This is a genomic window from Geminicoccus sp. (assembly GCF_036263595.1).
GTDB lineage: Bacteria > Pseudomonadota > Alphaproteobacteria > Geminicoccales > Geminicoccaceae > Geminicoccus.
This window is the reverse complement of the sequence record NZ_DATAGQ010000153.1, coordinates 13,231-37,305: the sequence shown is the minus strand read 5'-3', so window position 1 is coordinate 37,305 and position 24,075 is coordinate 13,231. Positions and strand designations below refer to the sequence as shown.

The 24,075-nt window shown below is 68.0% G+C and carries 19 protein-coding genes; 11 read left to right on the top strand and 8 right to left on the bottom strand.

Features of this window, described 5'->3' with window-relative positions:
• The 4 genes from VHL31_RS16705 to VHL31_RS16690 all read right to left on the bottom strand — a co-directional run.
• Positions 1-646 (bottom strand): peptidoglycan-binding domain-containing protein (locus VHL31_RS16705; RefSeq protein ID WP_329662369.1); only part of this gene is annotated, 646 nt, incomplete at its 3' end.
• Between the two features lie 87 nt (positions 647-733).
• A complete protein-coding gene (locus VHL31_RS16700) occupies positions 734-1,405 on the bottom strand; it encodes an XRE family transcriptional regulator (RefSeq protein ID WP_329662368.1) in 672 nt (223 codons plus the stop codon).
• Positions 1,406-1,422: 17 nt separating this feature from the next.
• Complete coding sequence (locus VHL31_RS16695; RefSeq protein WP_329662367.1) at positions 1,423-2,538, bottom strand: DSD1 family PLP-dependent enzyme; 1,116 nt, start codon at positions 2,536-2,538, stop codon at positions 1,423-1,425.
• A complete protein-coding gene (locus VHL31_RS16690; protein ID WP_329662366.1) occupies positions 2,531-3,682 on the bottom strand; it encodes an amidohydrolase/deacetylase family metallohydrolase in 1,152 nt (383 codons plus the stop codon). Before VHL31_RS16690 ends, VHL31_RS16695 begins: the two co-directional genes overlap by 8 nt.
• Positions 3,683-3,874: 192 nt before the next feature.
• Between VHL31_RS16690 and VHL31_RS16685 the strand changes: the two genes are divergently transcribed.
• The 11 genes from VHL31_RS16685 to VHL31_RS16635 are packed head-to-tail and all read left to right on the top strand — an operon-like array spanning position 3,875 to position 16,799.
• Positions 3,875-5,206, top strand: a complete 1,332-nt coding sequence (locus VHL31_RS16685) for a substrate-binding domain-containing protein (RefSeq protein WP_329662365.1) — start codon at positions 3,875-3,877, stop codon at positions 5,204-5,206.
• Positions 5,207-5,210: 4 nt separating this feature from the next.
• Positions 5,211-7,157: an ABC transporter permease subunit gene (locus VHL31_RS16680; RefSeq protein WP_329662364.1), complete on the top strand. Its 1,947-nt coding sequence runs from the start codon at positions 5,211-5,213 to the stop codon at positions 7,155-7,157.
• Between the two features lie 9 nt (positions 7,158-7,166).
• Entirely contained in the window at positions 7,167-8,258 is a 1,092-nt protein-coding gene (locus VHL31_RS16675) for an ABC transporter ATP-binding protein (RefSeq protein ID WP_329662363.1), read from the top strand.
• 13 nt (positions 8,259-8,271) lie between these two features.
• Positions 8,272-8,775 (top strand): gluconate 2-dehydrogenase subunit 3 family protein, encoded by a 504-nt coding sequence (locus VHL31_RS16670; RefSeq protein WP_329662362.1) that lies wholly within the window; start codon positions 8,272-8,274, stop codon positions 8,773-8,775.
• Positions 8,762-10,384: a GMC family oxidoreductase gene (locus tag VHL31_RS16665; protein ID WP_329662361.1), complete on the top strand. Its 1,623-nt coding sequence runs from the start codon at positions 8,762-8,764 to the stop codon at positions 10,382-10,384. The genes VHL31_RS16670 and VHL31_RS16665 overlap by 14 nt, the downstream gene beginning before the upstream one ends.
• A gap of 1 nt (position 10,385) precedes the next feature.
• Positions 10,386-11,414: a D-cysteine desulfhydrase family protein gene (locus VHL31_RS16660; protein ID WP_329662360.1), complete on the top strand. Its 1,029-nt coding sequence runs from the start codon at positions 10,386-10,388 to the stop codon at positions 11,412-11,414.
• Positions 11,411-12,334: an amidohydrolase family protein gene (locus tag VHL31_RS16655; RefSeq protein WP_329662359.1), complete on the top strand. Its 924-nt coding sequence runs from the start codon at positions 11,411-11,413 to the stop codon at positions 12,332-12,334. Before VHL31_RS16660 ends, VHL31_RS16655 begins: the two co-directional genes overlap by 4 nt.
• 28 nt (positions 12,335-12,362) lie before the next feature.
• On the top strand, positions 12,363-13,409 hold the full coding sequence (locus tag VHL31_RS16650) for an ABC transporter substrate-binding protein (RefSeq protein WP_329662358.1): 1,047 nt from the start codon (positions 12,363-12,365) through the stop codon (positions 13,407-13,409).
• Positions 13,406-14,914 carry a sugar ABC transporter ATP-binding protein gene (locus tag VHL31_RS16645; protein WP_329662357.1) on the top strand — a complete coding sequence of 503 codons (1,509 nt, stop codon included), beginning with the start codon at positions 13,406-13,408 and terminating at the stop codon, positions 14,912-14,914. The genes VHL31_RS16650 and VHL31_RS16645 overlap by 4 nt, the downstream gene beginning before the upstream one ends.
• Positions 14,914-15,870 (top strand): ABC transporter permease, encoded by a 957-nt coding sequence (locus tag VHL31_RS16640; RefSeq protein ID WP_349262467.1) that lies wholly within the window; start codon positions 14,914-14,916, stop codon positions 15,868-15,870. The genes VHL31_RS16645 and VHL31_RS16640 overlap by 1 nt, the downstream gene beginning before the upstream one ends.
• Positions 15,867-16,799 carry an ABC transporter permease gene (locus VHL31_RS16635; RefSeq protein WP_329662355.1) on the top strand — a complete coding sequence of 311 codons (933 nt, stop codon included), beginning with the start codon at positions 15,867-15,869 and terminating at the stop codon, positions 16,797-16,799. Before VHL31_RS16640 ends, VHL31_RS16635 begins: the two co-directional genes overlap by 4 nt.
• A gap of 9 nt (positions 16,800-16,808) precedes the next feature.
• On the opposite strand, the gene VHL31_RS16630 is transcribed toward VHL31_RS16635, so the two are convergent.
• Genes VHL31_RS16630 through bcsA form a run of 4 tightly spaced genes read right to left on the bottom strand, consistent with a single transcriptional unit; the run spans position 16,809 to position 24,064 of the window.
• Positions 16,809-18,461, bottom strand: a complete 1,653-nt coding sequence (locus tag VHL31_RS16630) for a hypothetical protein (RefSeq protein ID WP_329662354.1) — start codon at positions 18,459-18,461, stop codon at positions 16,809-16,811.
• Positions 18,458-19,516, bottom strand: a complete 1,059-nt coding sequence (locus tag VHL31_RS16625; RefSeq protein WP_329662353.1) for a glycosyl hydrolase family 8 — start codon at positions 19,514-19,516, stop codon at positions 18,458-18,460. Before VHL31_RS16625 ends, VHL31_RS16630 begins: the two co-directional genes overlap by 4 nt.
• Before the next feature lie 8 nt (positions 19,517-19,524).
• The gene (locus tag VHL31_RS16620; RefSeq protein WP_329662352.1) at positions 19,525-21,768 is read right to left on the bottom strand and encodes a cellulose biosynthesis cyclic di-GMP-binding regulatory protein BcsB; all 2,244 of its coding nucleotides are present in this window, start codon (positions 21,766-21,768) and stop codon (positions 19,525-19,527) included.
• Positions 21,761-24,064 (bottom strand): UDP-forming cellulose synthase catalytic subunit, encoded by a 2,304-nt coding sequence (gene bcsA, locus VHL31_RS16615; protein ID WP_329662351.1) that lies wholly within the window; start codon positions 24,062-24,064, stop codon positions 21,761-21,763. The genes VHL31_RS16620 and bcsA overlap by 8 nt, the downstream gene beginning before the upstream one ends.
• Positions 24,065-24,075 lie beyond the last annotated feature (11 nt).

The window sequence follows — 24,075 nt, the reverse complement described above, 5'->3', positions numbered from 1 at the left end:
CGTAGCGTGCGGTGGCCGCCGGCTTGCGCCTGGACATGACGTAGTAGCCGGACCCGCCGATCACATAGCTGACCGCGAACCAGGTCGGCCTGAAGATCTTGTAGGCGATGCCATCCGCGTTGTCGGCCACGATGCGGTCATAGGAACGACGGAGCGAATCCTCGCTGTCGGGACCGGTGACGATCGTGGCCAGCATGACGGACCCGTCCTCGCTGGCAAACTCCTGGCCGGTCGGGTCGAGCGAACGGGCCACGGGCAGGATGGCCGCGGGATAGCCGATCCGGTAGCCCGCCACGGGGTTCTCGTAGATCGTCCATCCCACGTCCGCCTCGAGCGCGGCCGCCTGTGCGGACAGCTGCTCCAACTGCGCCTCGGACAGGTCGCCGGTCTCCGGTGCTCCCAGCGAGGCCTGGAAGGAACGGATGGCCTCGAGCGTGCCGGGCCCGAGCCGGCCGTCGGCCGTGCCCTCGTAGTGCCCCGTCCAGATCAGGTCCCACTGCAGCCGCCTCACCTCCGCACCGGTCGCGGCATTCGCTTCGTGCCACTGGGCCAGGAGCAGCGTCGCCATGATCAGCAGGATGCAGGCAATGGGGTGGGGAAAATAGGTGCCAGCGGATCGTCCGCGTGCATGGTTCCTGGCGGGCATCACGTCCTCGCAACAATGGCAGGAGAACGGGCCGAGGGTGGCACGGTTGCGGCGGGCGGGTGAAAGATCTGCCGGTGCAGGATCTTCCTAGGTCGTGGCCGGCTTCTCCCCGTCGAGCAGTTCGCCAGCCTGCGCCCGCGCCAAGTCCAGCAGGCTGCGGAAATGGCCCACGTTCGGGCTGTGGCAGACATTGATGATCTGGGCGCTCTTCGGGCCCATGGCGGTCAGGAAGGCGTGGCCCATCGTGCTGTCGAGATACATCGACTCGCCGGTCCCGAGTTCGGCCGGCTCGTAATACTCAGTATGGACCATGATGCGCCCGCGCAGGACGTAGAGGAATTCCTCGCCGGCATGGCGGCTGAGCGTGGGAAACTCGACGATCGAGCGGGCGCGGATGGTGGTGATGATCGGCACCATCGCCTTGTGGGTCAGCTCGGTGCAGACATAGAGGTAGTCGTAGTTGGGGGTCTGGACGAGCAGGCCGTCGTTCTTGCGCGCGATGCTGCGCCTGGCCGTCACCGCCTGGTGGAGGCGGTCCGGGACCGTCGGGTCGGTCTCGAAGAAGGCGCTGATGTCGACCTCCAGGCCTTCGCTCAGCTGCACGAGCTTGTCGTAGGTGAGCGAGAGCTGGCTGTTCTCGACCTTCGACAGGGTGGAGACCGCGATGCCCGTGCGGGCGGCGACCTCCGTCAGCGTCAGGTCGAGACGGCGGCGGATGGCTCGCAATGCCTGGCCGAGCATGGCCTTTCGGGTCGACATGACACCGTTCTCTCCGGTCAGGCGACCTTGCCGCGCGCCTCGATCGGCCAGCTGTCCACGACCTGGCCGCCCTCTACGACGACATAGCGGTCGAACAGGTTCACGTTCGGGTCGCAATGGGGGATGACGCAGGCGACGCGGGTGCCGATCGGCAGGCGTGCTGCCGGATCCGCCAGGATGACCCGGCCCATCTCGTCGCCGAACAGGGCGTAGCTGGCACCTTGCGGTGCGCCGTGATGGAGCACGGGGGCGGGCCCGTCGGTGGCGAAGCTCTTGATGCCGGCGTCGGTGGTGGCGAAGCCCTGGTGCTGGGAGCTCAGCACGCTGGTGACCACGAACAGGGAGTTCCGCCAGCGCTTTTCCCCATCCGGCGTCATCGCGACGGTGTCGTAGACGACATCGGAAAACAGGTAGGATCCCACCTGCAGCTCGTTCAGCACGCCGATCTCGTGGTCGAAATCGTGGGTGCCGGTCCCGCCGCCGGAGACGATGGCGCAGGGGAAGCCGGCCTTCTCCAGGCCATCGCGGACGCCGCCCAGGATCGAGAGCGCCTCGTGCGAGCGGGCGCGGCGCTCGGCATAGTCGCGGATCGACTGGACGTGACCGGCATAGCCCTGCACGCCCTTGAGCCGCAGCGATGGCGAGGCGGCGATGGCGCGGGCGACGTCCAGGGCGGCCTCGACCGAGGTGAGGCCGGTGCGATGGGTGCCGACATCGACGTCGATCATGACGTCCAGCTGCTGGTCGGACGCGGCGAGCGCCTGGGCAAGGTCCTGCACGGCCGCCACATCCTCCACCACGATCATCGTGTCGGGAGCGATCCTCAGCACGTCCTGGAGGCGGCGGATCTTGGCTTCGCCGCGCATGGGCGTGGTCAGGAGGAGGCCGCGTACCCCGGCAGCGGCCATCACCTCGATTTCGCCGAGCTTGGCGCAGCACTGGCCGACGGCGCCGGCCTCCATCTGCGCCTTGGCGATAGTGACGGATTTGTGGCTCTTGGCGTGCGGCCGCAGGGCGATGCCGCGCTCGCGGGCGAGCCTCGCCATCGTCGCAAGGTTGGCCTGGAAGGCCGCGCGGTCGATCATCAGGGCCGGCGTGTCGGCAATCGCGTTGGCTAGGGTCGCTTCAGGCAAGTTCCTGCTCCTCGTTGGCCGTCCAGATGCCGCCGCGCACGAGGCCCTGGCAGAACAGGCGGCGGTTGCCGGTCATGCTGCGGCCGAGTGAATCCACATAGTCGAAGCTGCCGCTGCGGTCCCGCAGGACCGTGGCGTCGCCGATGGCACCCACGGCGAGCGAACCCAGGTCCGAGCGGCCGATCGCGCGGGCGGGCGCGCTGGTGGCGGCGGTGACGACCTGCTCCAGGCTCATGCCCAGGCAGATGAACTTGGAGAGGGTGCGCAGCAGGTCGAAGGCCGGGCCGTCGACGCAGAGCGTGTGGACGTCCGAGGAGATCGTGTCGGGCAGGAAACCCTCGGCGATCATGGCGCGGGCGACTTCGTAGTCGAGGGCACCCATGCCGTGGCCGATGTCGAAGATGATGCCGCGCTCGCGCGCCGCCTTGATCTCGGCGCGGACATGGCCGTCGCCCCCGCGGATGTCGTTGGGAAACGGCTTGTAGCAATGGGTCAGCACGTCGCCGGGACGAAGGCGCGGGATCACCTCGATGCGACCGGGCGGCGGGTAGTCGAGATGGGTCATGCAGGGAAGCTGCAGGCGGTCGGCGGCTTCGAGCATGATGTCGAGCGGCGCCACGCCGCTGGTGCCGCCGGCGATCCGGCCGATGCGCACCTTCATGCCGACGATGAGATCGCTGTGCTCGCGGCCGCAGGCCACCGCCTCGCGGGCGTCGCACAGGCGGATGTCCGAGCACTCGCCGACCATCACGTTCTTCGAGAAGCCGTAGATGCCGGCGAACGAGATGTTGAGGTAGCAGAGGATCCGGCTCTGCGAGCGCTCGATCACATGGCGGCGGAAGCCGGCGAAGTTGCCGGCGCCGGCACTGCCGGCATCCACGAAGGTGGTGGTGCCGCCGCGCAGCGCGATGGCATCGGCGTCAACGCCCAGGGAAGTGCCGCCCCAATAGACATGGGTATGGAGGTCGATCAGGCCGGGGGTGACGATCAGGCCCGTGGCATCCTGCACGTCCTTCGCAGCCTCGACCGGCAGGCCCGGCTCGACGGCGGCTACCTTGCCGTCACGAAAGCCGATGTCGGCGATCCGGTCGATGCCCTGGCCGGGATCGAGGACGCGGCCGTTCCTCAAAATCAGATCGAACAAGCCGTCCTCCAGGGAAGTGAGCCGGGAGCCACAGAATTTTCCCGGTTTCCAACATCTCAAGAATGTTTACGATACGAAACAGCCCAGGAAAATGCCCCTTCAGCAGGTCATGCCTATGGGCCGCAGACGCGCACGTGGCCCGGGGCCGAAGCCTTGCTTCGATCGTGCGGGCGAAATTCGGGGGAAAAGCCGGTGAGCAACGATCTCTTCCGTCGACAGGCGCTCGATTCCTTGCTGGCCAGACGACGTGCCGTGCTGAAGGGCGGCCTGGCCGCTGCGGCGAGCATGGCGCTGCCGGGGCTGGCCGGACGGGCGCAGGCCGCACCCGAGACGCCGCTGCAGTTCATCGGCTGGCAGTACAATCCGCAGATCGTCGCGGAGAACGTCGAGACCTTCAAAAAGCTCTACGACGAGAACGTGAACTACGAGCTGGTGCCGGGCGAGTACCATGCGGTCGCCGAGACCAAGCTGATGGGCGGCCAGCACATCGACATGATGTATTCCGAGGAGGACCGGCTGCTGCGCTGGAACGCGGCGGGCTGGAGCCGGACCCTAGACGGGCTGCCTGGTCTCGATGAGATCAAGAGCAAGATGTACCCAATCAACGTCAAGAACCTGTCCCTGCCGAACGGGGAACTTGGCGGCCTGCCCTACTACACCGGCTTCAACAGCTTCGTGTGCAACGAGAAGCACCTGGAGGCGGCGAAGATCCAGCCGCCGGCGACCTGGGAAGAGATGCTCGAGCAGTGCCGCAAGCTGAAGGCGGACAAGATCGCCGAGTATCCCTATATCGCGGCCTGGGCGCGCGGCTGGTCGATGATGTCCTGGACCCTGTTCTCGCAGTGGTACTCGGAGGGCGCCAAGGTCTTCGACGAGAACTTCCAGCCGGTGTTCGACCAGCCGTTCAGGGACGTTCTGCAGTTCAACAGGACCGCCTATGAAGAAGGCCTGATCCCGCCGGACGTGTTCACGCACCAGGCCGAATCGGTGCCGAACTTCGCCACCGGTGCCCATACCTACATGGTCGTGCACGAATACGACCAGAAGGTGTTCAACACGCCCGAGACCTCGCAGATCGCGGGTGCGTGCAAGAACGTGATCATGCCGGGCAAGACCCGGTCGACCTTCCTCTGGACGGCCGCCTACCAGATGGGCGCCAACCCCGTGGACGAGGAGCGGGTCTGGAACCTGATGCAGTTCTTCGGCGGCAAGGCCAAGGACGGGCAGTACCACGTGGCCAAGCGCTGGGCGGTCGATTACGGCCTGGGCTCCGCGCACAAGGAGGTCATGGAGGATCCCGACGTCGTCGCGGCGATGTCCAAGTGGAAGGACCTCGACGTCGCCAGGAAGCAGCACGAGACCGGCACCACCCGCGACGTCGCCAAGTCGGTTTGGTTCCCGGAATGGGACTGGTACATGATGGGCGAGGCGCAGGATTATTTCCGCGGCCAGACCAGCCAGGACCAGCTCGTCGACCGGCTGCAGGCCAAGTACGACGAACTGAAGCAGATGTATCCGGAGTGAACGGGTGGCGGTCACGACGGCGCACGATCTTACATTAGGCGACAGCCGGGCGGCAGCTCCGCCCCGCAAGGACAAGCGGGACTGGCTGCCGTTCTTCCTCAGTTTCCCGACGCTGCTGGTCGTGTTCCTCGTGATCGGCCTGCCGCTGATCTATTCGCTGGCGCTCAGCCTGCACCGCATCAACATGCTGACGCGCAAGTGGATCTTTGTCGGGCTCGGCAACTACACCTCGATCATCCCGCAGCCGGACTTCATCGCTGCCCTGATGCGCACCGCCAGCTTCGCCGTGATTACGGTCGTGGCGGGGCTGGTGCTGGGCATGGGGATGGCGCTGGTCCTCAACATGCGTTTTCCCGGGCGCGCACTGATGCGCTCGGTCGTGCTGATCCCCTGGGCGATGGCGCCGGTCACGGTGGGCGTACTCTGGGGCTGGATCTTCGACGGGTCGTATGGACCGCTGAACGGGCTGCTGCTCGACCTCGGGCTGAGCAACACCGCCATTCCATGGCTCGGCAACGGCACGACGGCGTTCGGGATCGTGGCGCTGGTCCATGTCTGGAACCAGGCGCCGCTCACCGCCCTGCTGATCCTGGCCGGGCTGCAGTCCATGCCGGACAATCTGCACCGGGCAGCGCTGATCGACGGGGCGGGGCCGTTCACCCGGTTCTTCAAGATCACGGTGCCGTGGCTCCGGCCGATGCTGCTTCTGATCATGATTCTGACCACGATCAACTCGATCATGGCCTTCGACCTGTTCTGGACGATGACCAAGGGCGGGCCCGGCAGCGCCACCACCGTGTTCTCGTGGATGGGCTACGCCTATGCCTTCCAGTTCATGCGGATGGGCGAAGGAGCGGCCATCCTCTACGTGCTGACCATCCTGTGCCTGGTGCTGGCCTGGTTCTACCTGAAGCTGTTCTTCCCGACGTCAGCGGGGACGAAGGCCCTCGTCGCGGCCGGCACCACCGAGCCGTCCGATCCCAGCGACCTGAAGCACGCGGTGCTGCAGGGTGTGCGGCACACGCGCTCGAAGCTGGCGCGGCTGCCGGCCTTCACCCCGCGCGCGACCTTCTCGCCACGGGTCCGGCGCATCCTCGGCACGATAGGGATGTGGACGGTGATCATCCTGATCTTCGTCTGGTCGTTCGTGCCGTTCGCCTGGCTGGTCATCATGAGCCTGCAGGGCTCGGCCGACCTCGTGCGCCAGCCGGCGACGGTCGTACCGGGGCCGCTGACGCTGGAGAACTTCCGCTACGTGCTGTTCCCCGACACCGCAACGGGCGGGCAGTCCAGCGTACAGGCCTCGCGCGTGCCGTTCGGCATCTGGAACAGCTTCGTGGTCGCGGTGGCGGTGACGGTCGTGAACCTGATCCTGGGCGGCCTTGCCGGCTATGCCTATGCGCGCTCAGGCCGGAGCCGGCTGATGGGGAGCACGCTCTGGGCGCTGATGCTGACCCGGATGACGCCGTCGCTGGCCCTGATCCTGCCCTTCTTCCTCGTCTTCAAGACGCTGGGACTGCTCGACACCAGGACCGGTCTGGTGATCGCCTACTGCTCGCTGATCCTGCCGCTCTCGACCTGGATGATGAAGGGCTATTTCGAGGGCCTGCCGCCGAACCTGGAGAAGGCGGCGCTGGTGGATGGCTGCTCGCGGATGAAGGCGATCTGGAAGATCGTGCTGCCGGTGTCGCTGCCGGGGCTGGTGGCGGCCGGGATCTTCTGCTTCCTGGTCAGCTGGAACGAGTTCATCTTCGCGCTCATCCTGACCGGCACGCCGAACGCGCAGACCATCCCGGTGATCATCGCGGGCTTCCTGGTCCAGCTTCGCTTCTATGACTACGGGCCCATGTTCGCGGCCTCGGTGCTGGCCGTCATCCCGCCGGTGGTGATCGCCTTGCTGTTCCAGCGCTGGCTGGTCAGCGGCATGCTGTCCGGCTCGATCAAAGGCTGAGGAGACCACGTGGCCAGCGTCACGCTCGATCGCTTGACCAAACAGTTCGGCTCCGTGGCCGCCGTCTCGGCGCTGGACATCACGCTGCCCGACGGCGAGTTCCTGACGCTTCTCGGTCCATCGGGATGCGGCAAGAGCACGGCGCTCGGCTGCATCGCCGGGCTCGAGAAGCCGTCGGCTGGCTCGATCCTGTTCGACGGCGTGGATGTCACCGAGCGCGATCCGCACCAGCGCAACATCGCCATGGTGTTCCAGGACTACGCGCTCTACCCGCACATGACCGTGCGCGACAACATCGCGTTCGGGCTGCGCCAGCAGCGGCTGGACGAGGGCACGATCACGCGGCAGATCGATGCTGCGGCGGACATGCTGGATCTCGGCGCGCTGATGGACCGCAAGCCGGTGGCGCTGTCGGGTGGGCAGCGCCAGCGCGTCGCGGTCGGGCGGGCGGTCGTGCGCAACCCGGCCGTGCTGCTGATGGACGAGCCGCTCTCCAACCTGGACGCATCGCTCCGGGTCAAGACGCGCACCGAGATCAAGCGGCTGCAGCGCGAGATCGGCACGACCGCGGTGTTCGTCACCCACGACCAGGAAGAGGCCATGGTGCTCTCCGACCGGGTCGCGGTGATGCGGGCGGGCAAGCTGCAGCAGATCGGGCCGCCCATGGAGGTCTACCGGAAGCCTGCCAACCTGTTCGTGGCCAGCTTCATCGGCAGCCCGGCCATGAACTTCTTCGAGGTCGAAGTCGGGCTGGAGGACGGCGTGATCCGCTGCCGCGTCGGCGACAGCGTGCTTTCGTTGCCTGCCTCCGTCGTGGAGGACGTCAGCCTGGGCAGCCTGCGCGGCAGGCGCAGCGCCATCCTCGGCATCCGCCCGACCGACCTGATGGCCAATGCCGTCCGCGACCTGACGCTGGAGGGCCTAGTCTTCCTGGTCGAGCCGATCGGGCCGGTCTCCTACGTGGATGCGGAAATCGGCGGGCAGTCCGTGAAGGGCCTGTGCGAGCCGGACGAGGCGCCGGCGCTGGGCCAGCGGGTCCAGTTCGGGGCACCGGCGGCCCGCGTGCATCTGTTCGACCCTGCCAGTGAGCAGCGACTTTGAAGGAGTTGGGACGTTGAGCGAAGCCGTACGGCTTTCCGCCATGCTGCGCGACCTGGTCGACGTGCTGATCCCAGGCGAGGACGACTGGCCCTCGGCGTCGCTCGCGGGCGTGCATGGCATCCTGGGCATGAGACTCCAGGAAGTGATGGGCGAGGATGCGCTGCGGCGGGTCGAGACGGCCCTGCTCGCCTGCGGTGGCCCCTTGGCACCGCTGGACGAGGACGGCCGGGTGGTGGTGGTCACGAAGCTCGAGGCGACCGAGCCGAACCTGTTCGTGGTGCTCCGCACGGCCACCTACCTCGCCTACTACGAGAGCCCCTCGGTGATCCCGCAGATCCGGGCGCTGGGGCAGCCTTACGACCCGATCCCGATCATCAAGGGCTACCATCTCGATCCATTCGATCGCGAGCGGGACCGGCCCAAGCACAATCGCGGCTTCTATATCCCGACCGACCGGGTGAAGCCGATCGACATTTCTGGCCTGGATCATCTTGGAGAGCATCATGGCCGCGCGTGACCATGCGGACGTGCTGATCGTCGGCTCGGGTGCTACCGGCTCGCTGGCATCCCTGGTCCTGGCGGAGGCCGGACTGAAGGTGATCTGCCTGGAGCAGGGCGGCTGGGTGGAGCCCAGGGAGCATCCGCACTATAGCGGCGACTGGCAGTGGCAGCGCCGGACGCGCTGGCACTCGGACGTCAACGTGCGCCGGAACTCGGACGACTTCCCGGTGAACAGCGACAGTTCCCAGGTGCTGATGTGGAACGGCGTGGGCGGGTCGACCAACGTCTATGGCGCGCTCTGGCCGCGCTTTCGCCCGTCCGACTTCCGCAAGGGCACCGAGCACGGATTGCAGCCGGACTGGCCGATCACGTACGAGGACATCGGGCCGTATTACGAGCGGGCCGACGCGCTGATCGGGGTGAGCGGGCTGGAGGGCGATCCGTCCATGCCGGCGCACCCGGCCTACCCGACCGGCCCCTTGCCGCTGGGTGGGCCCGCCCGGCACATGTCACAAGCCTTCGACAAGCTCGGCTGGCACTGGTGGCCAGTGCCGGCGGGCGTGATCTCCAGCGACTATGACGGGCGGCCGGCCTGCAATGGCTGCGGCATCTGCACGAGCTGCCCGCGCGGGTCGATGAGCAAGTTCTCCATGTCGGTCTGGCCGAGGGCGCTGGAAGCGGGCACGGAGCTGCGGACCTATGCGCGCGTGCTCAGGATCGAGAAGGACCGCTCGGGCAGGGCCACCGGTGCCATCTATGTCGATCGGAACACCGGCCGGCAGCATCGGGTGACGGCCGACGTGGTGATCCTCGCCGCCAACGGCGTCGGCACGCCGCGCCTGCTGCTAGCCTCGGACAACCTGGCGAACAGCTCCGACCAGGTCGGCCGCAACCTGCTGCACCACACGCTGGTCGCGTGCGAGATGTGGGTGGACGAGCCGCTGGCGTCGCACACGGGCTATGTCGCAGCCCTGGTGTCGCGGGAATTCGCCGAGACCGATACCAGCCGCGGCTTCATCAACGGCTTCAACTTCAACTGCGTCACCACCGGCGGTGCCGGTGAGCAGGCCAATGGCCACATGTCCTCGGCCCGCGCTCCCTGGGGCAAGGGCCATCACCAGTGGTTCCAGCGCCATTTCGGGCGCGGCTTCGGCATCTTCGGGATCGGTGACGACCTACCCAATCCGGACAACCGGGTGACGCTGTCGGCGACGCAGCGCGACGAGGACGGGGTCCCCGTGGCGGAACTGCATTACCGGCCGGGCGAGAACGACAAGAAGATGATGAGCTACATGCTCGATCGCCTCGTCGACATCGCCAAGGCGGCTGATGCCTTCGACTACAAGCTGCAGGACTATATGGACGACGAGGGCATCTACCGGACGCCGGCCTGGCACCTGCTCGGCACAGCCCGGATGGGCAAGACGCCGGACATGTCGGTGGTGAACAAGTTCAACCAGTGCTGGGACGTGCCGAACCTGTTCATCATCGATGCATCGGTGTTCACGACGGGCGGCGTCGTCAACCCGACGCCGACCGTGACGGCGCTGGCGATCCGGGCCGCGGAGCATATCCGCGACAATTTCCGTGATCTCGCCAAAACCACCCGCCCGATGGCTGCATGACATGACGATCAGCCCTGAGGACCTGCGGACGAAGCTGGACGCGCTGCCGCGTCTGTCGCTGGCCCACCTGCCGACACCCCTGGAGCCCTGCCCACGTCTCTCCGAGGCGCTGGGCGGGCCGCAGATCTGGCTGAAGCGGGACGATGCCACTGGCCTGGCCTTCGGTGGGAACAAGACCCGGCAGCTCGAATACGTGCTGGCCGATATGCTCAAGAAGGGCTGCGACACGATCGTGGCCGGCGCCTACACCCAGTCGAACTGGTGCCGGCAGATGAGTGCTGCCGCAGCCAAGCTGGGCCTGGGCATTCATCTGGTCGTGCTGCACGGCGAGAAGGGGCCGAAGCTGCAGGGCAACTTCCTGCTGTTCCAGCTGCTGGGCGCGCACGTCACCGTGGTCGACCTGCCGAGCGTGGAGCTGCTGCAGCCCTATCTCGACAAGAAGGCCGAGGAACTGCGGGCGCAGGGGAAGAAGCCTTACCTCGTGGCACCCATGGACCAGCAGAACCTGGCGCTGGGGGCGGTCGGCTATGTCGATGCCGGGCTGGAAATGCACGACCAGTTCGACAAGCTCGGGATCGATCCGTCGGCCCTGTTCATCGCGGGCGCCAACATGACGCCGGCCGGCATCGCACTTGCCTTCAAGGCGCTGGGGCGCAGGACCAAGGTCGTCAACGTGACGCCAATCAAGTGGGAGGAGGACCGGGCCATGGATATCGCCCGGATCGCCAACCGCTCCGCCTCCATCGTCGGCATGGACACGAAGCTGGCGACCGAGGATTTCGAAAGCCACGACGAATATATCGGCGTGCGCTACGGCGTGCTCGACGACAGCCATCGAGACGCCGTGAAGCTGATGGCGCGGACCGAAGGGGTGGTCCTCGACCCGGTCTACAGCGGCAAGGCGTTCGCCGGAATGATCGACCAGATCCGCAAGGGCCGGTTCGGGAAGGACGAGCAGGTCGTGTTCGTCCATACCGGCGGGACCCCTGCCCTCTTCGCCTATGCCGAGGACCTGGGCCTCGCGGCATGAGCTACACCGGTCCGCTGGTCGACGCGCACCACCATTTCTGGGACATCGGGATGCACAAGCATCCCTGGATCGTGCCGCAGCCTGGCAAGGAGATGGTGTTCGGCGATCCCACGCCGCTCTACCGGGACTACCTGCCGAAGCACCTCCGCGAGGATGCGAAGAACTGGAACCTGGTCGGCTCGGTCCATATCGAGGCCGGCTGGGTGGCGGACGATCCGCTCGGCGAGACGCGCTGGCTGGAGGAACTGGCCGAGCGGGAAGGTCTGCCGTCGGCCATCGTGGTGAAGGTGCCGCTGGAGGATCCACGCGTCGAGGCGGTGCTGGCCGAACAGTGCGCGTTTCCGCGCGTCCGGGGTGTCCGCTACATCCTTTCCTGGCACGACGATCCCAACAAGGCGTTCGCGGCTCGGCCGGACTGGATGCAGGACCGGCAGTGGCTCGAGGGCTTCGGGTTGCTGGAGACGTTCGGCCTGTCGTTCGACCTGATGATCTATCCCTCGCAGATGGGGGATGCGGCCAGGCTCGCGGCCGACCATCCGGGCACGACGATCATCCTCAACCATGTCGGCAGCCCGGCCGACCGCGATGGGGAGAGCATGGCGCGCTGGCGGGCCGGACTGAAGGTCATGGCGGCGCAGCCGAACGTCCGGATCAAGCTATCGGACCTGGTCGCCTACGACCATCACTGGACGCTGGAAAGCCTGCGCGACGTGACGATGGCCTGTGTCGACGCGTTCGGCCCGGACCGCTGCATGGTCGGCAGCGACTTCCCGGTGGCGGCACTGCACGCGACCTGGGACGAGGTGTTCGGGTCGTTCGACAAGATCCTGTCGGGATTTACAGAAGACGAGCGCCGCAGGATGTTCTTCGCGAATGCGGTGCGCGATTATCGCATCCAGATCGAGCAGGCGCCGGTCTGACGACAACGACGGTGAGGGAACAATAACAATGCGCAAAACTCTTCTCGGCCTCGTCGCGACAGCCGTTCTGGCAGGCACCCAACTCGTGGCACCAAGTGCCGCCGAGGCCGCCGCCAAGTGCATCAAGGGCGACCGCAAGCCTCCCTTCACCGTCGGCTGGGCGAACATCTATTCCGTGCCGACCTGGATGAAGCAGACCGAAGGCACGATCACCGACGTGGTCGACCAGCTCAAGGCCAAGGGCATGGTCGACAACCTCGTCATCACCGATGCCGAGGGCAACGCCAACAACCAGATCACCCAGATCCAGTCGATGATCGACGCGGACGTGGATGCGATCATCGTGATCGCCGGCTCATCGACGGCCCTAAACCGGGTGATCGACCAGGCCTGCGAAAAGGGCATCGCGGTCGCCAACGTCGACAGCCTGGTCACCACCGACAACCTGACGGTGAAGATCAACACCGACAGCAAGAAGTGGGGCACCCAGGCAGCCGAGTTCCTGGTCAAGGAACTGGGCGGCAAGGGCAAGATCATCATCATGAACGGCCCTGCCGGCGTGTCGGTATCCGAGGATCGCCGGGCGGGTGCCACGCCGGTGCTGCAGGCCAATCCCGGCATCGAGGTGCTGACCGAGACCAACACGGCCTACAACGCCGCCCCGGCCCAGGAGGCGATGACGAGCCTCCTGTTCCAGTACCCGGAGATCGACGGCATCCTCTCGCTCGGTGGCGCCCTGTCCGCCGGTGCGATCCTCGCGATGGACCGCCAGGGTCGCGAGCTGCCGCCGATGACGGGCGAGAACTACCGGCAGTTCCTGGAGCTGTGGAAGGAGAAGGACCTGAAGGCCTGGGGCACCATGCAGCCGAACTGGCTGGGCGGGCTCGGCGTGTATGCTGCGGTCGAGGCGCTGAACGGCAGGGACGTGCCGGCCTTCGTCGAGGTGCCGCTGCCGATCATCGACAATTCCAACATCGACGAGTACCTGGCGCGCGCCCAGGACTTCCCGGCCGACGGCTACATCTATTCGCCGTACGACATCGCGATGTTCGACAAGCTGCTCGCGGCGAAGTGAGGTCAGCCGCTCCGGTTCTAGCCGCCCGCGGCCTGAGCAAGCGCTTCTTCGGCAACCCGGTCCTGAACGATGTCTCGATCGACATCGTGCCGGGCCGGGTGCACGCGCTCTTAGGTGAAAACGGGGCCGGCAAGAGCACGCTCGTGAACCTTCTGTCCGGCGTGCTCGCACCCGACGGTGGCGCGATCGTCGTGGACGGGCAGGAGCATGCGAAGCTGACGCCGGCACTGGCACGCAGCTTCGGCATCGCCGTCGTCCAGCAGGAACTGAGCCTGGCGCCGCACCTCTCGGTGGTCGAGAACGTGGCACTGGGGGCGGTACCGACCAGGCATGGCCTGATCGACTATGGCCGGCTGGCGCAGGAGGTGAGCGCCGTGCTGGGCCGCCTCGGCCTCCAGGTCGAGCTGGACCAGCCGGTCGAGGAGCTGCCGCTCGGCAAGCGCCAGCTCGTCGAGATCGCCAAGGCGCTCTACCGCAGGCCGCGCGTGCTGATCCTGGACGAGCCCACCTCGTCGCTCACGGCGCACGAGGTGAAGGCGCTGTTCGACGTGCTCGACCAGCTCGGACGCGAGGGCGTGGCGCTCGTCTACATCTCGCACCGGCTGAACGAGGTGATGCGCCTGTGCGGCTGGGTAACCGTGCTGAAAGACGGCACCCGCACCTCAGACCAGACGCTGGACGGCGTGGACCCGCATGCGCTGGTGCGGCTGATGGTCGGGCGCGAGCCGGGCGACCTGTTCCCGCGCTTCCGGTCCACGGCACGGGCCGAGGCTGCCCTGGACATCGAGGGACTGCAGGCGACGGGGCTGCGCTCGGTGGACCTTGCCGTTCGCAAAGGCGAGGTACTGGGCGTGGGCGGCCTGCTCGGGCAGGGGCAGGAAGAACTGCTGCTGGCCATCTACGGCGCCATCGATGCCAGGGCCGGCCGTTTTCGTGCGGGCGAGGCGGACCGGACGACGCGCGATCCGGTCGACGCCATCGCGCGCGGCCTTGCCTATGTGCCGGCCGACCGCAAGCGCGAGGCCGTCCTCCTGCCGCTCTCGATCGGCTTCAACCTGACGCTGCCGGGGCTGCGCCAGTTCGCGAAGCATGGCTTCCGGCGCTTCAAGGAAGAGGCGCAGGTTGCCCGCAACCTCATGGAGAACCTGACCGTGCGTGGCGGCGGGCCGGAGCGGCCGGTGCAGCTATTGTCGGGCGGCAACCAGCAGAAGGTGGCGCTGGCCCGCTGGCTGCCGTTGTCACCAAGTGTCCTCCTGCTCAACGACCCGACGCGTGGCGTGGACGTCGACACCAAGCGGGAGATCTATCTGCGCCTGCGTGCCATGGCGGCCGAGGGTGTCGCGGTCGTGCTGCTGAGTTCCGATGCGCTGGAGCTGGTGCATCTGTGCGATCGGGTCCTGGTCTTCCGCGAGGGTGCCGTTGCCGCCGACCTGCCGCATGGTGTCGCCACCGAGGAGGCCATCGTCGCGGCGTCGCTTGGCGTGGGCGAGCGGGTGGCGGCATGATGGAGCGTCCTTCGGGGGCTCGCCTGCATGCGCGGCTGATCTGGCGGCGCAATCGCGGGCAGGTCGGCCTGTTCGTCCTGCTGCTGGTGCTGCTGGGCGTCTATGCCTATCTCCACCCGGGCCTGTTGACCTGGGCCGGGATCGCACGGTTCACGCAGAACTGGTTCCCGGTGGCGCTGGTCGCGATCGCGCAGACGCTGGTCATGCTGATGGGCGGGATCGACCTCGCGATCGGCGCCATGGTCAGCCTCGGCACGGTGCTGGCGGCGACGCTGGTGGGCGAGAGCGTGCTGGGGGCGGGCCTCGGCATGGCCGCCACCGTGGCCATCGGCGTGGTGGCCGGCGGGCTGGTCGGTACGATCGTCGCCTTGTTCGGCCTGCCGGCGATCATCGTGACCCTGTCGTCCTCGTTCCTGATCGGCGGTGCGGCGCTGCTCGTCATGGCGAGGCCGGGCGGCTCGATGCCGACCTGGCTGTCGGAGGGGCTGGTCGGCGTCCACCCGACGGCACTCCTGATCCTGGTCGTCATCCTGATCGCCTGGCGCGTGCTGCGGGCAACACCGCTCGGCCTGGCGATCGACGCTTCCGGCGACAATCCGGCGGGAGCGTTTCGGTCCGGGGTCAACGTGGCGGCGGCGCGGATCACGGCCTATGCCATCTCCGGTGGGCTCGCCGCCTTCACCGGCGTCTATGTGGCCGCCCAGACGGGGGCGGGCGATCCGTTGATCGGCGGTCCGCTCACCCTTCAATCGATCACGGCGGCCGTCTTGGGCGGGGTCGGATTTCTCGGTGGCCAGGGGACGATCCGAGGGGCGGTGGCGGGCAGCCTGCTCCTGGCGGTGCTGGTCAACGTCATGTTCTTCATGGGCCTGCCGCCGGTGGCGCAATACGTGATGCAGGGCCTGATCATCGTCGCCGCCATGGGCATCAAGCGGCTGCGGGAGCGCGCGGCATGAAGGGGCTTCTGCGTCACCGGGTGACGCTGGGATGGCTGGTCGTGGTGGCCTTGTGGATCGCGGCCGGGCTGCTCAAGCCGGGCTTCGCCCGGATCGGCCACCTGCGCTACCTGCTGGAACTGGCCTCGATCACCGGCATCGTCGCCGCCGGGCAGACGCTGGTCGTGATCGGCGGGGGCATCGACCTGTCGGTGGCGGCCGTCATCACCTTCTCGGCGATCGTGCTGCCGCTCCTGACCTTCGGCTTCGACCCGACCGGCCTGTCCGCCGTGCTGCTGACGCTGGGGATCGCCACGGCGATCGGCGGGCTGAACGGCATCGGCGTCGTGCTGCTGCGGGTCCATCCGCTGATCCTGACGCTGGCGACGGCCACGATCCTGCAGGGTGCCCTGATCCTGATCGCGGGCGGCAGTGCGGTCAGCGTCGACAATCCTGCCGTGACCTTCCTCGGCAACGGCCAGGTGCTCGGCCTGCCCATGACCATCCTCACCTGGCTGATGGTGGCCGCCGTCACCCTGCTGGTCCTGCACGGCACGGTGCTGGGCTCCTGGCTGTTCGCCCTCGGCACGAACGACCGGGCGGCGATGCTGGCCGGTGTTCCCGGCGGCAAGGCTGCCATTGCCGTGCATGCCGCCTCGGGCTTCTGCGCGGGCCTGGCCGGGCTCCTGCTGCTCGGCATGAACCGGCAGGGCTATGTCGGGATCGGCGAGCCCTACCTGCTGGGCTCGATCGCCGCGGTCGTGCTGGGCGGCACCTCCATCCTGGGCGGGCGGGGCACCTATCTCGGCACGATCGCCGGCTCGATCCTGCTGGTGACGATCACGGCGCTCATCACGGTAGTGAACGCCTCGCCCGGCTGGCGCGCGATCCTGTTCGGCGGGCTGATCCTGGGGCTCCTTCTGGTGTCCGGCCGCGAGCGGGCTCTCTGACGCGAGCGCTTAGCTGCCGCCGACGATCATCATGCGCCGGCGGACCGCCTCCAGGCCCTCTTCCGTGTCGTCGGTGCTGACGATCCGGTCCAGCCGGGAAAAGATCCGCTCGGCGGCCCGGATGTCGCCCGTGTGGTAGCGGGCCCAGGCCTCCTGGACCTCCAGGCCGCGGTCGGGCAGCGCATAGTCCCGCCGCTCCTCGCACAAGGCCACGGCCACCCGGTAGTCCTCACGCTGGAAGGCCACCTGGATCCGCTTTGCCAGCAGGTCGGCCTGGACCTCGTTGAAGCGGTCGGGCGGCAGGCCATAGCGGGTGATGCTATTGGCGGCCTCTCGGAACAGGTGCTGCGCGATCTGGGCCCGGATCAGGCCATAGACCGCCTCGTCCCGCTGGGCGGGCAAGGCGTCGGGTGCGTGGACCACCGTGGTGAAGGCGGCCATGGCTTCGGTCGGGCGGAGCAGCCGCATGAGCGACCAGCTGCGCAGCAGGAGGTCGCCCGGCTTGCGGGTCTGGTGGGTCAGCCGCAGCACGGTCGCGACGTCGCCCCGGTCCATGGCGACGGCCACCTGACCGCCCATGGCCTCGGTGACGATCGCCGGATAGGTCTGGCCGAGTTGCTCCAGTTCCGCGGTCCTGCCGAGGGCCGCCAGCGCCATGGCCAACCCCTTGGCCGATTCCGCGCCTGGTGCCCAAGCCAGCCCGTGCTCGAACCATGGCAGGGCGGACGCGGTGTCACCCTCGGTCTGGTAGATCCAGCCGATCTTGCGGGCGGCGGCGCCGTCGCGGCGGTTGATCACCTGCTGGGCGACGGCACGCGCGTCGGCGATGGTCGCATTCGGCCGGTAGATGCGGGAGAAGTCGGGGCCGGCGGGCTTGGCAGGCTTGCCGGCCGTGGCGGGCTTGGCGGTTAGCTCATCGAGCTTGGCCAGCCTTTCGGGCGCGTCCGACCGGGCGCGCTCCAGGCCCACCAGGCGCTGCAGGTCGGAAGGCGACAGGAGCAGCTTCGCCTTCTGCAGGGTGGCGAAGCGGTGGTCGGCATCAGCACAGCTGGTGATGATCCGGGAGTAGGTGGCCATGGCGCCGGCTTCGTCGCCGGTGCGCTGTTGGCCCTCCGCCAGGCGCCACAGATTGTCGACATGCTCGCAGGTCGCCGCCGCCGGCTTGGCCTGCAGCACAGCGACGACCTCCGGCCAGTCGCCGTGGGCCGCGGCGGCCTCGCTGCGGGTACGGGTCTCGTTCACGTCCATCAGGGACACGAGCTTGGCCGGCGGGCTCCAATCCTTGCGCTCGGCACGGATGGCGTCGATCCGCTTGCGCACGGCTGCATAGTCGCCGGTCTCGTAGAGCTGCCAGAGCGGGCCCTCGTCGACGGCCGGCGGGCCGCCGAACAGGTCGGACGGCGGTTGCCAGTCGGGATGCAGCCGCTTCAGCCGGTCGATCTCGGCGTCGACGGCGACGCGATCGCCACGGCTGGCGAGATAGCGCAGCAGCGCCTCGTCCACCGCGTTCTCACCGCCCGGACGCCTGGCCTGCAGGCGCACGACCACGCCGTCGCCCGCCACGGCCGGCACCGCAGGCGCCTCCTGCGCCTGGAGCGGCAACGACGAGACGGTGCCGAGCAGCGCCAGGAGCGGCAGGGTTCCGGCAATGCGGAGCTTCATGGACGTGACACCTCGTCGAAGGCCAGCCGTGCCAGGAGCACGAGCGTGGCGGCATAGTAGTCGGTTTCGTTCCGGATGGTCGGGAAGAGCGGAGCCGTGCCGTCCCGCAGGTAGCGCAGCGTCGCCCGGATCGCGTTGATGCCCGGTACGGCGCCGCCGGCCTCCATCGTGCCCGACGCATCCAGCGCCACGACCGAAGGCGGCGTGGCGCCAGCACGGTCCCAGAGCGAGAGGATCGGCGCCACCAGGTTGAGTGGGTCCGGCTCGCTCCAGGCGACATAGAGCGGGATGCGCAGGGCATTGTAGCCGAACACGGCCGGGAACCCGCTGGCCGGGCGGGGCGGCTCGGCCAGGAGCGCCCAGTCGGGGGGAAGCTGATTGCTGCCGAAGCGCAGGCTGGTGGCGAGCCGGCGGCCGCTGGAGATCAGGGCCGGCCAGTCCGGGTGCGGATCGGCCGCCGCCAGGGCGCGAAGGGCCGGGAAGACCCAGTAGGACAGGTTGACCACCGGTCCGTCGGGGCGCTTGAAGCCTTCCGGGCCGGGCAGGAGGACCCGCATGCCGGCATGCTCCACCGTGCCGGCTAGTCGGACGGCGCGGGCCGAGACGAGCCCCTGCTCGGTCAGTTCCGGCCGTTCCCACCGCGCCCCGCCGCGCAGGAGCGCCCAGGCGATCAGCAGATCGCCGTCGGTGGCCGCATTGGGATCGGCGACCGGGTCGTCCGGCCTGCGCGGGTCGTACCGCCAGGAAAGGAGGCCGTCATCCCGGGCAGGCAGGTGCCGCACCGTCCAGTCCAGCATCGCATCGTAGGCGGGCTCGTCGTCCGAGGCCACCGCCAGCAACATGCCGTAGCCCTGGCCCTCCGTGTGGCTGACCCCGCCATTGCCGGTGTCGACCACCCTGCCGCCGTCCAGGAAATGCGCGCACCACGCCTGCCATTCCTCGGCGGGCAGCGAGGGACGCGTCCCCCGCATGAAGCTCGACACCGCCCGCAATGGGTTGGTGAGGTCGGCGAGGAAGCCCGACATGGCCATGACGACGTCGCGTCGATTGGACATCGATCGCCTCAGTGCCGGCGCATGCGCAAGAGCAGGCTCGTCACGAGGCTGGCCGACATCAAGGCACCGACCATCAGGCCCAGCCATATCAACCGGTTCTGGGCGAGCCAGGTCAGCGCCGCCAGGCGCCATTGGACGGGATCCGGCTCTGGTACCTGGAGCGGGAAGCGCGGGTTCAGGCGCTCGGCGATCACGTCGTTGTCGCGGGCGCGCCAGCGGACGCGGTCGCCACCAAGCTCGCTCCAGCGGGGCTCCTCGATGATCTCGTCGATGCCCGGCAACAGGTAACCGGCGCGGTCCGCCACCAGCACGGTCGCGATCCGCTCAGGTGCCCAAGGCGACGCGACCTCGACCAGCATGGCCCCACCCGAGCCGGGCAGGGAAGCCGCGGGTGCCGCCGGCCGCACCAAGCCGGCTGTTTCCCCTTCGGCACTGGCACCGCTGATCAGCAGCTCGCGGAGCCGGTCCAGGAGCGAGCCGCCGGCGCGGCCGTCCTCCTCGCTCAGGCGCGAGCGCCAGCTGTCGCGCGGGTCGGGCGTGCTGGCCGCGACGGGCGTCGCCGTGGCATCGGCCAAGGGCGACTGGGCGACGGGCACCGGCTCCTCGCCCGCCTGCCATGGCAGGCCCAGCTTCGCCACCAGCGAGGGCGGCAGGGTGTCCGGCGTGCCGACGGCGATCAGGTGGCCGCGCGGCGTGGCTCCCGCCGGCACGAACTCCAGCCTGCCAAGGAGCTCGCCATGCCGCTGGGACAGCTTGCCCAGCAGGGTATAGGCGGCACCGATCGTTGCCGGGTCCCGGCCGGAAACCATGACCTGGGCCTGCTCCTGCCCATACGGGAAGCCATCGTCCACGAGGTCGCGCAGGTCGCCGCCATGGGTCAGCCGGGCGAACTCCGGCATCGACAGCCTGCCGTCCTCGAACAGGCTGAGCACTGGCCCGTCCTTCATGCAGGCCGCCTCGGACACCGGATCGAGCATCGGGTAGATGGCGATCGTGTTGATGCCGGGATGGAACATGCCGAGGGTCAGGTTCATCCGCGCCCCGTCGACGATGGCACCGCGCGGGTCGTCCAGCCGGATCTTGGTGGCGGAGATGCCGTTGACCTTGACGACGAGCGCCGCGGTTGCCGCCATGCTGTCGGCGTAGGCATAGTTCAGGACCAGCTCCATCCGCTGGCCGTCCGCCGCATAGAAGCTGGGCGGCAGGCGGAACTGCAGCTGCATGGGCTCGGTCACGCCCATCGGCAGCTCCTGCGTCCGAAAGCCCAGGTCGGACAGCTTGAACTCGCCGGCCCGGTCGATCTCGAAAAGGCGGGGAGGCTCCAGCGGCCGGGTCGCCATGCCGGCAAACCCGTCCACGGCCCGCTTGGCCGCCGCCATGTCGCTGCCCACGAAGAACATCGCGACATGGTCGGGATCAGCCGGCAGCCGACGGATGAGCGGCCTGCCTTCGACCAGGGATGCCAGGTCCTCCGGCTCGAGGAAGGGCGAGAGGTCCTCCATCGTACCGATCAGCGCCAAGTTGCGGCCCGCGAACCGCGGCCAGTCCAGTCCCTCGGTCGCCAGCGCGTCCACCGACAGCGGGCGGTCACCGCGAACCAGCGCCACGGCCTGGGCGACCCGGCTGCCGAGTTCCATGGTCGTGAGATCGGCAGGGGCACGCGCGGCGATCGCCAGCGGCTCGCCGTCGAACGCCGAGGCGGCGAGGAAGGCGGTGATCGAGGCCGGGTCGACCGGCTTGCGCTCGCCGGTGCCGTGCAGCGTCAGCGAGGAGGCGTCCTGCCTGAGCTTGCTCCACAATTCCTCGAACCGCTCCCTGGAGCAGGGCAGCCGATGGGCCTGGCGGACCTGGAAGCGGAACTCGTTGCGGCCGGACTGGAGGATTCCTGCAGGCAGATCGATGCTGGCTCCGGCAGCACCCTGGGCACCCACGAGCGGCAGGGTCGCGAGCGGCCTGCCGTTGAGGGCCAGATCCAGGCCGGAGCGGTCGGGAAGCACCGCCAGCGCATTGCTGTAGGACAGGTTCAGCGTAGCGCGATCGAAGGCCTTGTCGGGCGGGATGATGACCGGGACGACAACCTCGTCCATGCTCCCCCTGAGATCCACGTCGCCATGCAGCAGCGGGATGGGCCGGTCGTCGCTGGCCTCCTGGGCCTGGACGGCCGACAGGCACATGCCGAGGAGCGTCGCGGTCGTGACGAGAAGGCCGGACGGGCAGCGGGCGCGGCAAGGTGCCTTCGTACGCTCAGGCATCGGACTTCGCTCCCTGGATCAGGTCTTGGGGAAGGGCCAGCTTGCGGGCCGCGTGACCGACCGCGGCGGGAACCGCATCGACCTGGCCCTGGCGCAGCCCTGCGATGATGCCGAGCGTGCCCTTGACCAGACAGAGATTGGCAAAGTGAAGGAAGCCGCCGATTACCGTGCGGGGATGCTGGCGCGCCGCCTGGAAGCTCACCCATGCATCGCTGGACCCGAAGCAGAGGCTTACCACGTCGACGCGCTGCGCTTCCGTCTGACAGTCGAAGCGGATGCCCAGCACCAGCACGTCGTCCTCCACCACGGCATGGCGGATCTCGAAGGGGATGGTCCTGATTTCGCCGCGAAGCTCGACGTCGAGGCTGCCCGCCCCGTGGGCGAGATCGCGGTAGATCTCGGCTTCCTCGTCCAGCTTCAGCTGCGCGCCGCCGACCGACAGGTCCGCGATCTGCACCGGCACGAGGCTGCCGCCGATGGTCGCCGCGGCCGTCAGTGACCGAGGCACACGCGGCATGCCACGCCGCTGCTTTTGCTCGTGGACCACGCCGATGGCTCCCAGGACGAACAGGAGGTTGAACAGGTTCCACCCAAGCACAATGGCGACGTTCTCCCGCTCCAGCGGGAAGGCGTACCAGCGCGCGACGCCGGCGATCGTGCCGATCGCGAGGAGGCCCAACAGCAGGACCAGCGGACGGGACAGTTCGGATACGAAGTTGCGGTCCAGGCGCTCGGCCTTGGCGGTCACCTTGAAGGTCGGGGCACGCGGGCGGAGCAGGACGCTGCCGATTGCGCGCACCAGGAAGGGCGCCTGCGCGATCTCGTAGAGTTCCGAGATGAACGGCCAGCGGACATGGCCGAACATGAAGTTGGTCAGCAGCAGGCTGGCGGCCAGATGGGCTAGGCCGTAGGCAACGAACTCCTGGTAGGAGGCACGATAGATCTGCATGCCGAAGAACAGGTAGGCGAGCGGCGTGATCAGGAAGAGCATCCGCGCCACCGGGAACAGCCAGAACACCATGCTGGACAGGTAGGAGATGCGCTGGGAGAGGTGCAGGCCGCGCTTCCACAACGGATTCTTCAGGAGCAGGATCTGGATCATGCCCTGGGCCCAGCGCGAGCGCTGGCCGATGAAGCTGGCAAACGTGTCCGGGGACAGGCCGGCGATCATCGGCTTGGCGACATAGCGGCTCGACAGCCCCTTGGCGTGCAGCTCCAGTGCCGTCTCGGCATCCTCGGTGATCGAGGTGCCCTGGATTCCGCCGATCGAGACCAGATAGGTGCGGCGGAGCACGGCTGCCGAGCCGCAGAAGAACGAGGCGTTCCAGGAATCCAGGCCGCGCTGCCCGACCTGGTAGAACATCTCGTTCTCGCTGGGCATCCGGCCGAACGTGTCGAGGTTGCGCTCCAGCGGATCCGGATTGATGAAGAAGTGCGGGCTCTGCACCATGAACAGCTTCGGATCTTGAGCGAAGTGCCCGACCGTGTTCTGCAGGAAGTCCTCGGTCGGCACATGGTCCGCATCCAGGATCAGGATCAGGTCGCCGTCGGTCTTCCCCAGGGCGGCATTGATGTTGCCGGCTTTCGCATGCTCGTTGCGTTCGCGGGTCAGATAGAAGCAGCCAAGGCGCGCGCAGAGGAGTTGCAGTGTGCGGTTGCGCGCGATGGCCTCCTTCGCCTTGCGCGGGTCGCGGTCGTTCTGCTTTTGGGCCGTGCCGCCGTCATCCAGCAGATAGACCCGGAGCTTGTCGCGCGGATAGGTCATCTGAGAGGCGGCGATCAGTGTCGTCTCGAGCAGGTCTTCCGGCTCGTTGTAGCTCGGCACGAACACGTCCACGGTCGGCAGTTCGGCCGGATCGAGAGCCAGCGGCGCCGTCGGACGGTCGATCGGCCGGATGTTCACGAACACACCCAGGAACAGCATCAGGATGCCGTAGATCTCGGCGGCGAACAGGAGCACGCCGGGGATGAAGGCCCAGCTCGTCGGATCCGGCAACGTGTCGGCCACGCGCCAGGACACGTAGCGCCAGCTAAGGAAGGCGGCGGTGAAGATGAAGAAGGTGCGGCAGACCTTGGTCAGTCGCGTGACGTGCAGCACCAGCAGGACGGCCAGCAGCAGCAGCGCCAGCACTCCCTGGTTGGCGACGCCGAAATCTTGCGCGCCGAACCAGAGCAGGACGGCCATCATCAGGAGCCACGGCATCATCCAGAGGATGCGCAGCGACGAGCCGCGGCGGCCGCGGCGGTCGACCACCTCGATGCCGGCGCCGGGCGGCGGCCGTGTTGCTTGATCCATCATTCACCTCG

Coding starts and splice junctions, on each gene's coding strand:
- VHL31_RS16660 (WP_329662360.1), top strand. CDS start 10,386: ATGACGATCAGCCCTGAGGACCTGCGGACGAAGCTGGACGCGCTGCCG.
- VHL31_RS16635 (WP_329662355.1), top strand. CDS start 15,867: ATGAAGGGGCTTCTGCGTCACCGGGTGACGCTGGGATGGCTGGTCGTG.
- VHL31_RS16625 (WP_329662353.1), bottom strand. CDS start 19,516: ATGTCCAATCGACGCGACGTCGTCATGGCCATGTCGGGCTTCCTCGCC.
- VHL31_RS16630 (WP_329662354.1), bottom strand. CDS start 18,461: ATGAAGCTCCGCATTGCCGGAACCCTGCCGCTCCTGGCGCTGCTCGGC.
- bcsA (WP_329662351.1), bottom strand. CDS start 24,064: ATGGATCAAGCAACACGGCCGCCGCCCGGCGCCGGCATCGAGGTGGTC.
- VHL31_RS16665 (WP_329662361.1), top strand. CDS start 8,762: ATGGCCGCGCGTGACCATGCGGACGTGCTGATCGTCGGCTCGGGTGCT.
- VHL31_RS16655 (WP_329662359.1), top strand. CDS start 11,411: ATGAGCTACACCGGTCCGCTGGTCGACGCGCACCACCATTTCTGGGAC.
- VHL31_RS16700 (WP_329662368.1), bottom strand. CDS start 1,405: ATGTCGACCCGAAAGGCCATGCTCGGCCAGGCATTGCGAGCCATCCGC.
- VHL31_RS16640 (WP_349262467.1), top strand. CDS start 14,914: ATGGAGCGTCCTTCGGGGGCTCGCCTGCATGCGCGGCTGATCTGGCGG.
- VHL31_RS16650 (WP_329662358.1), top strand. CDS start 12,363: ATGCGCAAAACTCTTCTCGGCCTCGTCGCGACAGCCGTTCTGGCAGGC.
- VHL31_RS16620 (WP_329662352.1), bottom strand. CDS start 21,768: ATGCCTGAGCGTACGAAGGCACCTTGCCGCGCCCGCTGCCCGTCCGGC.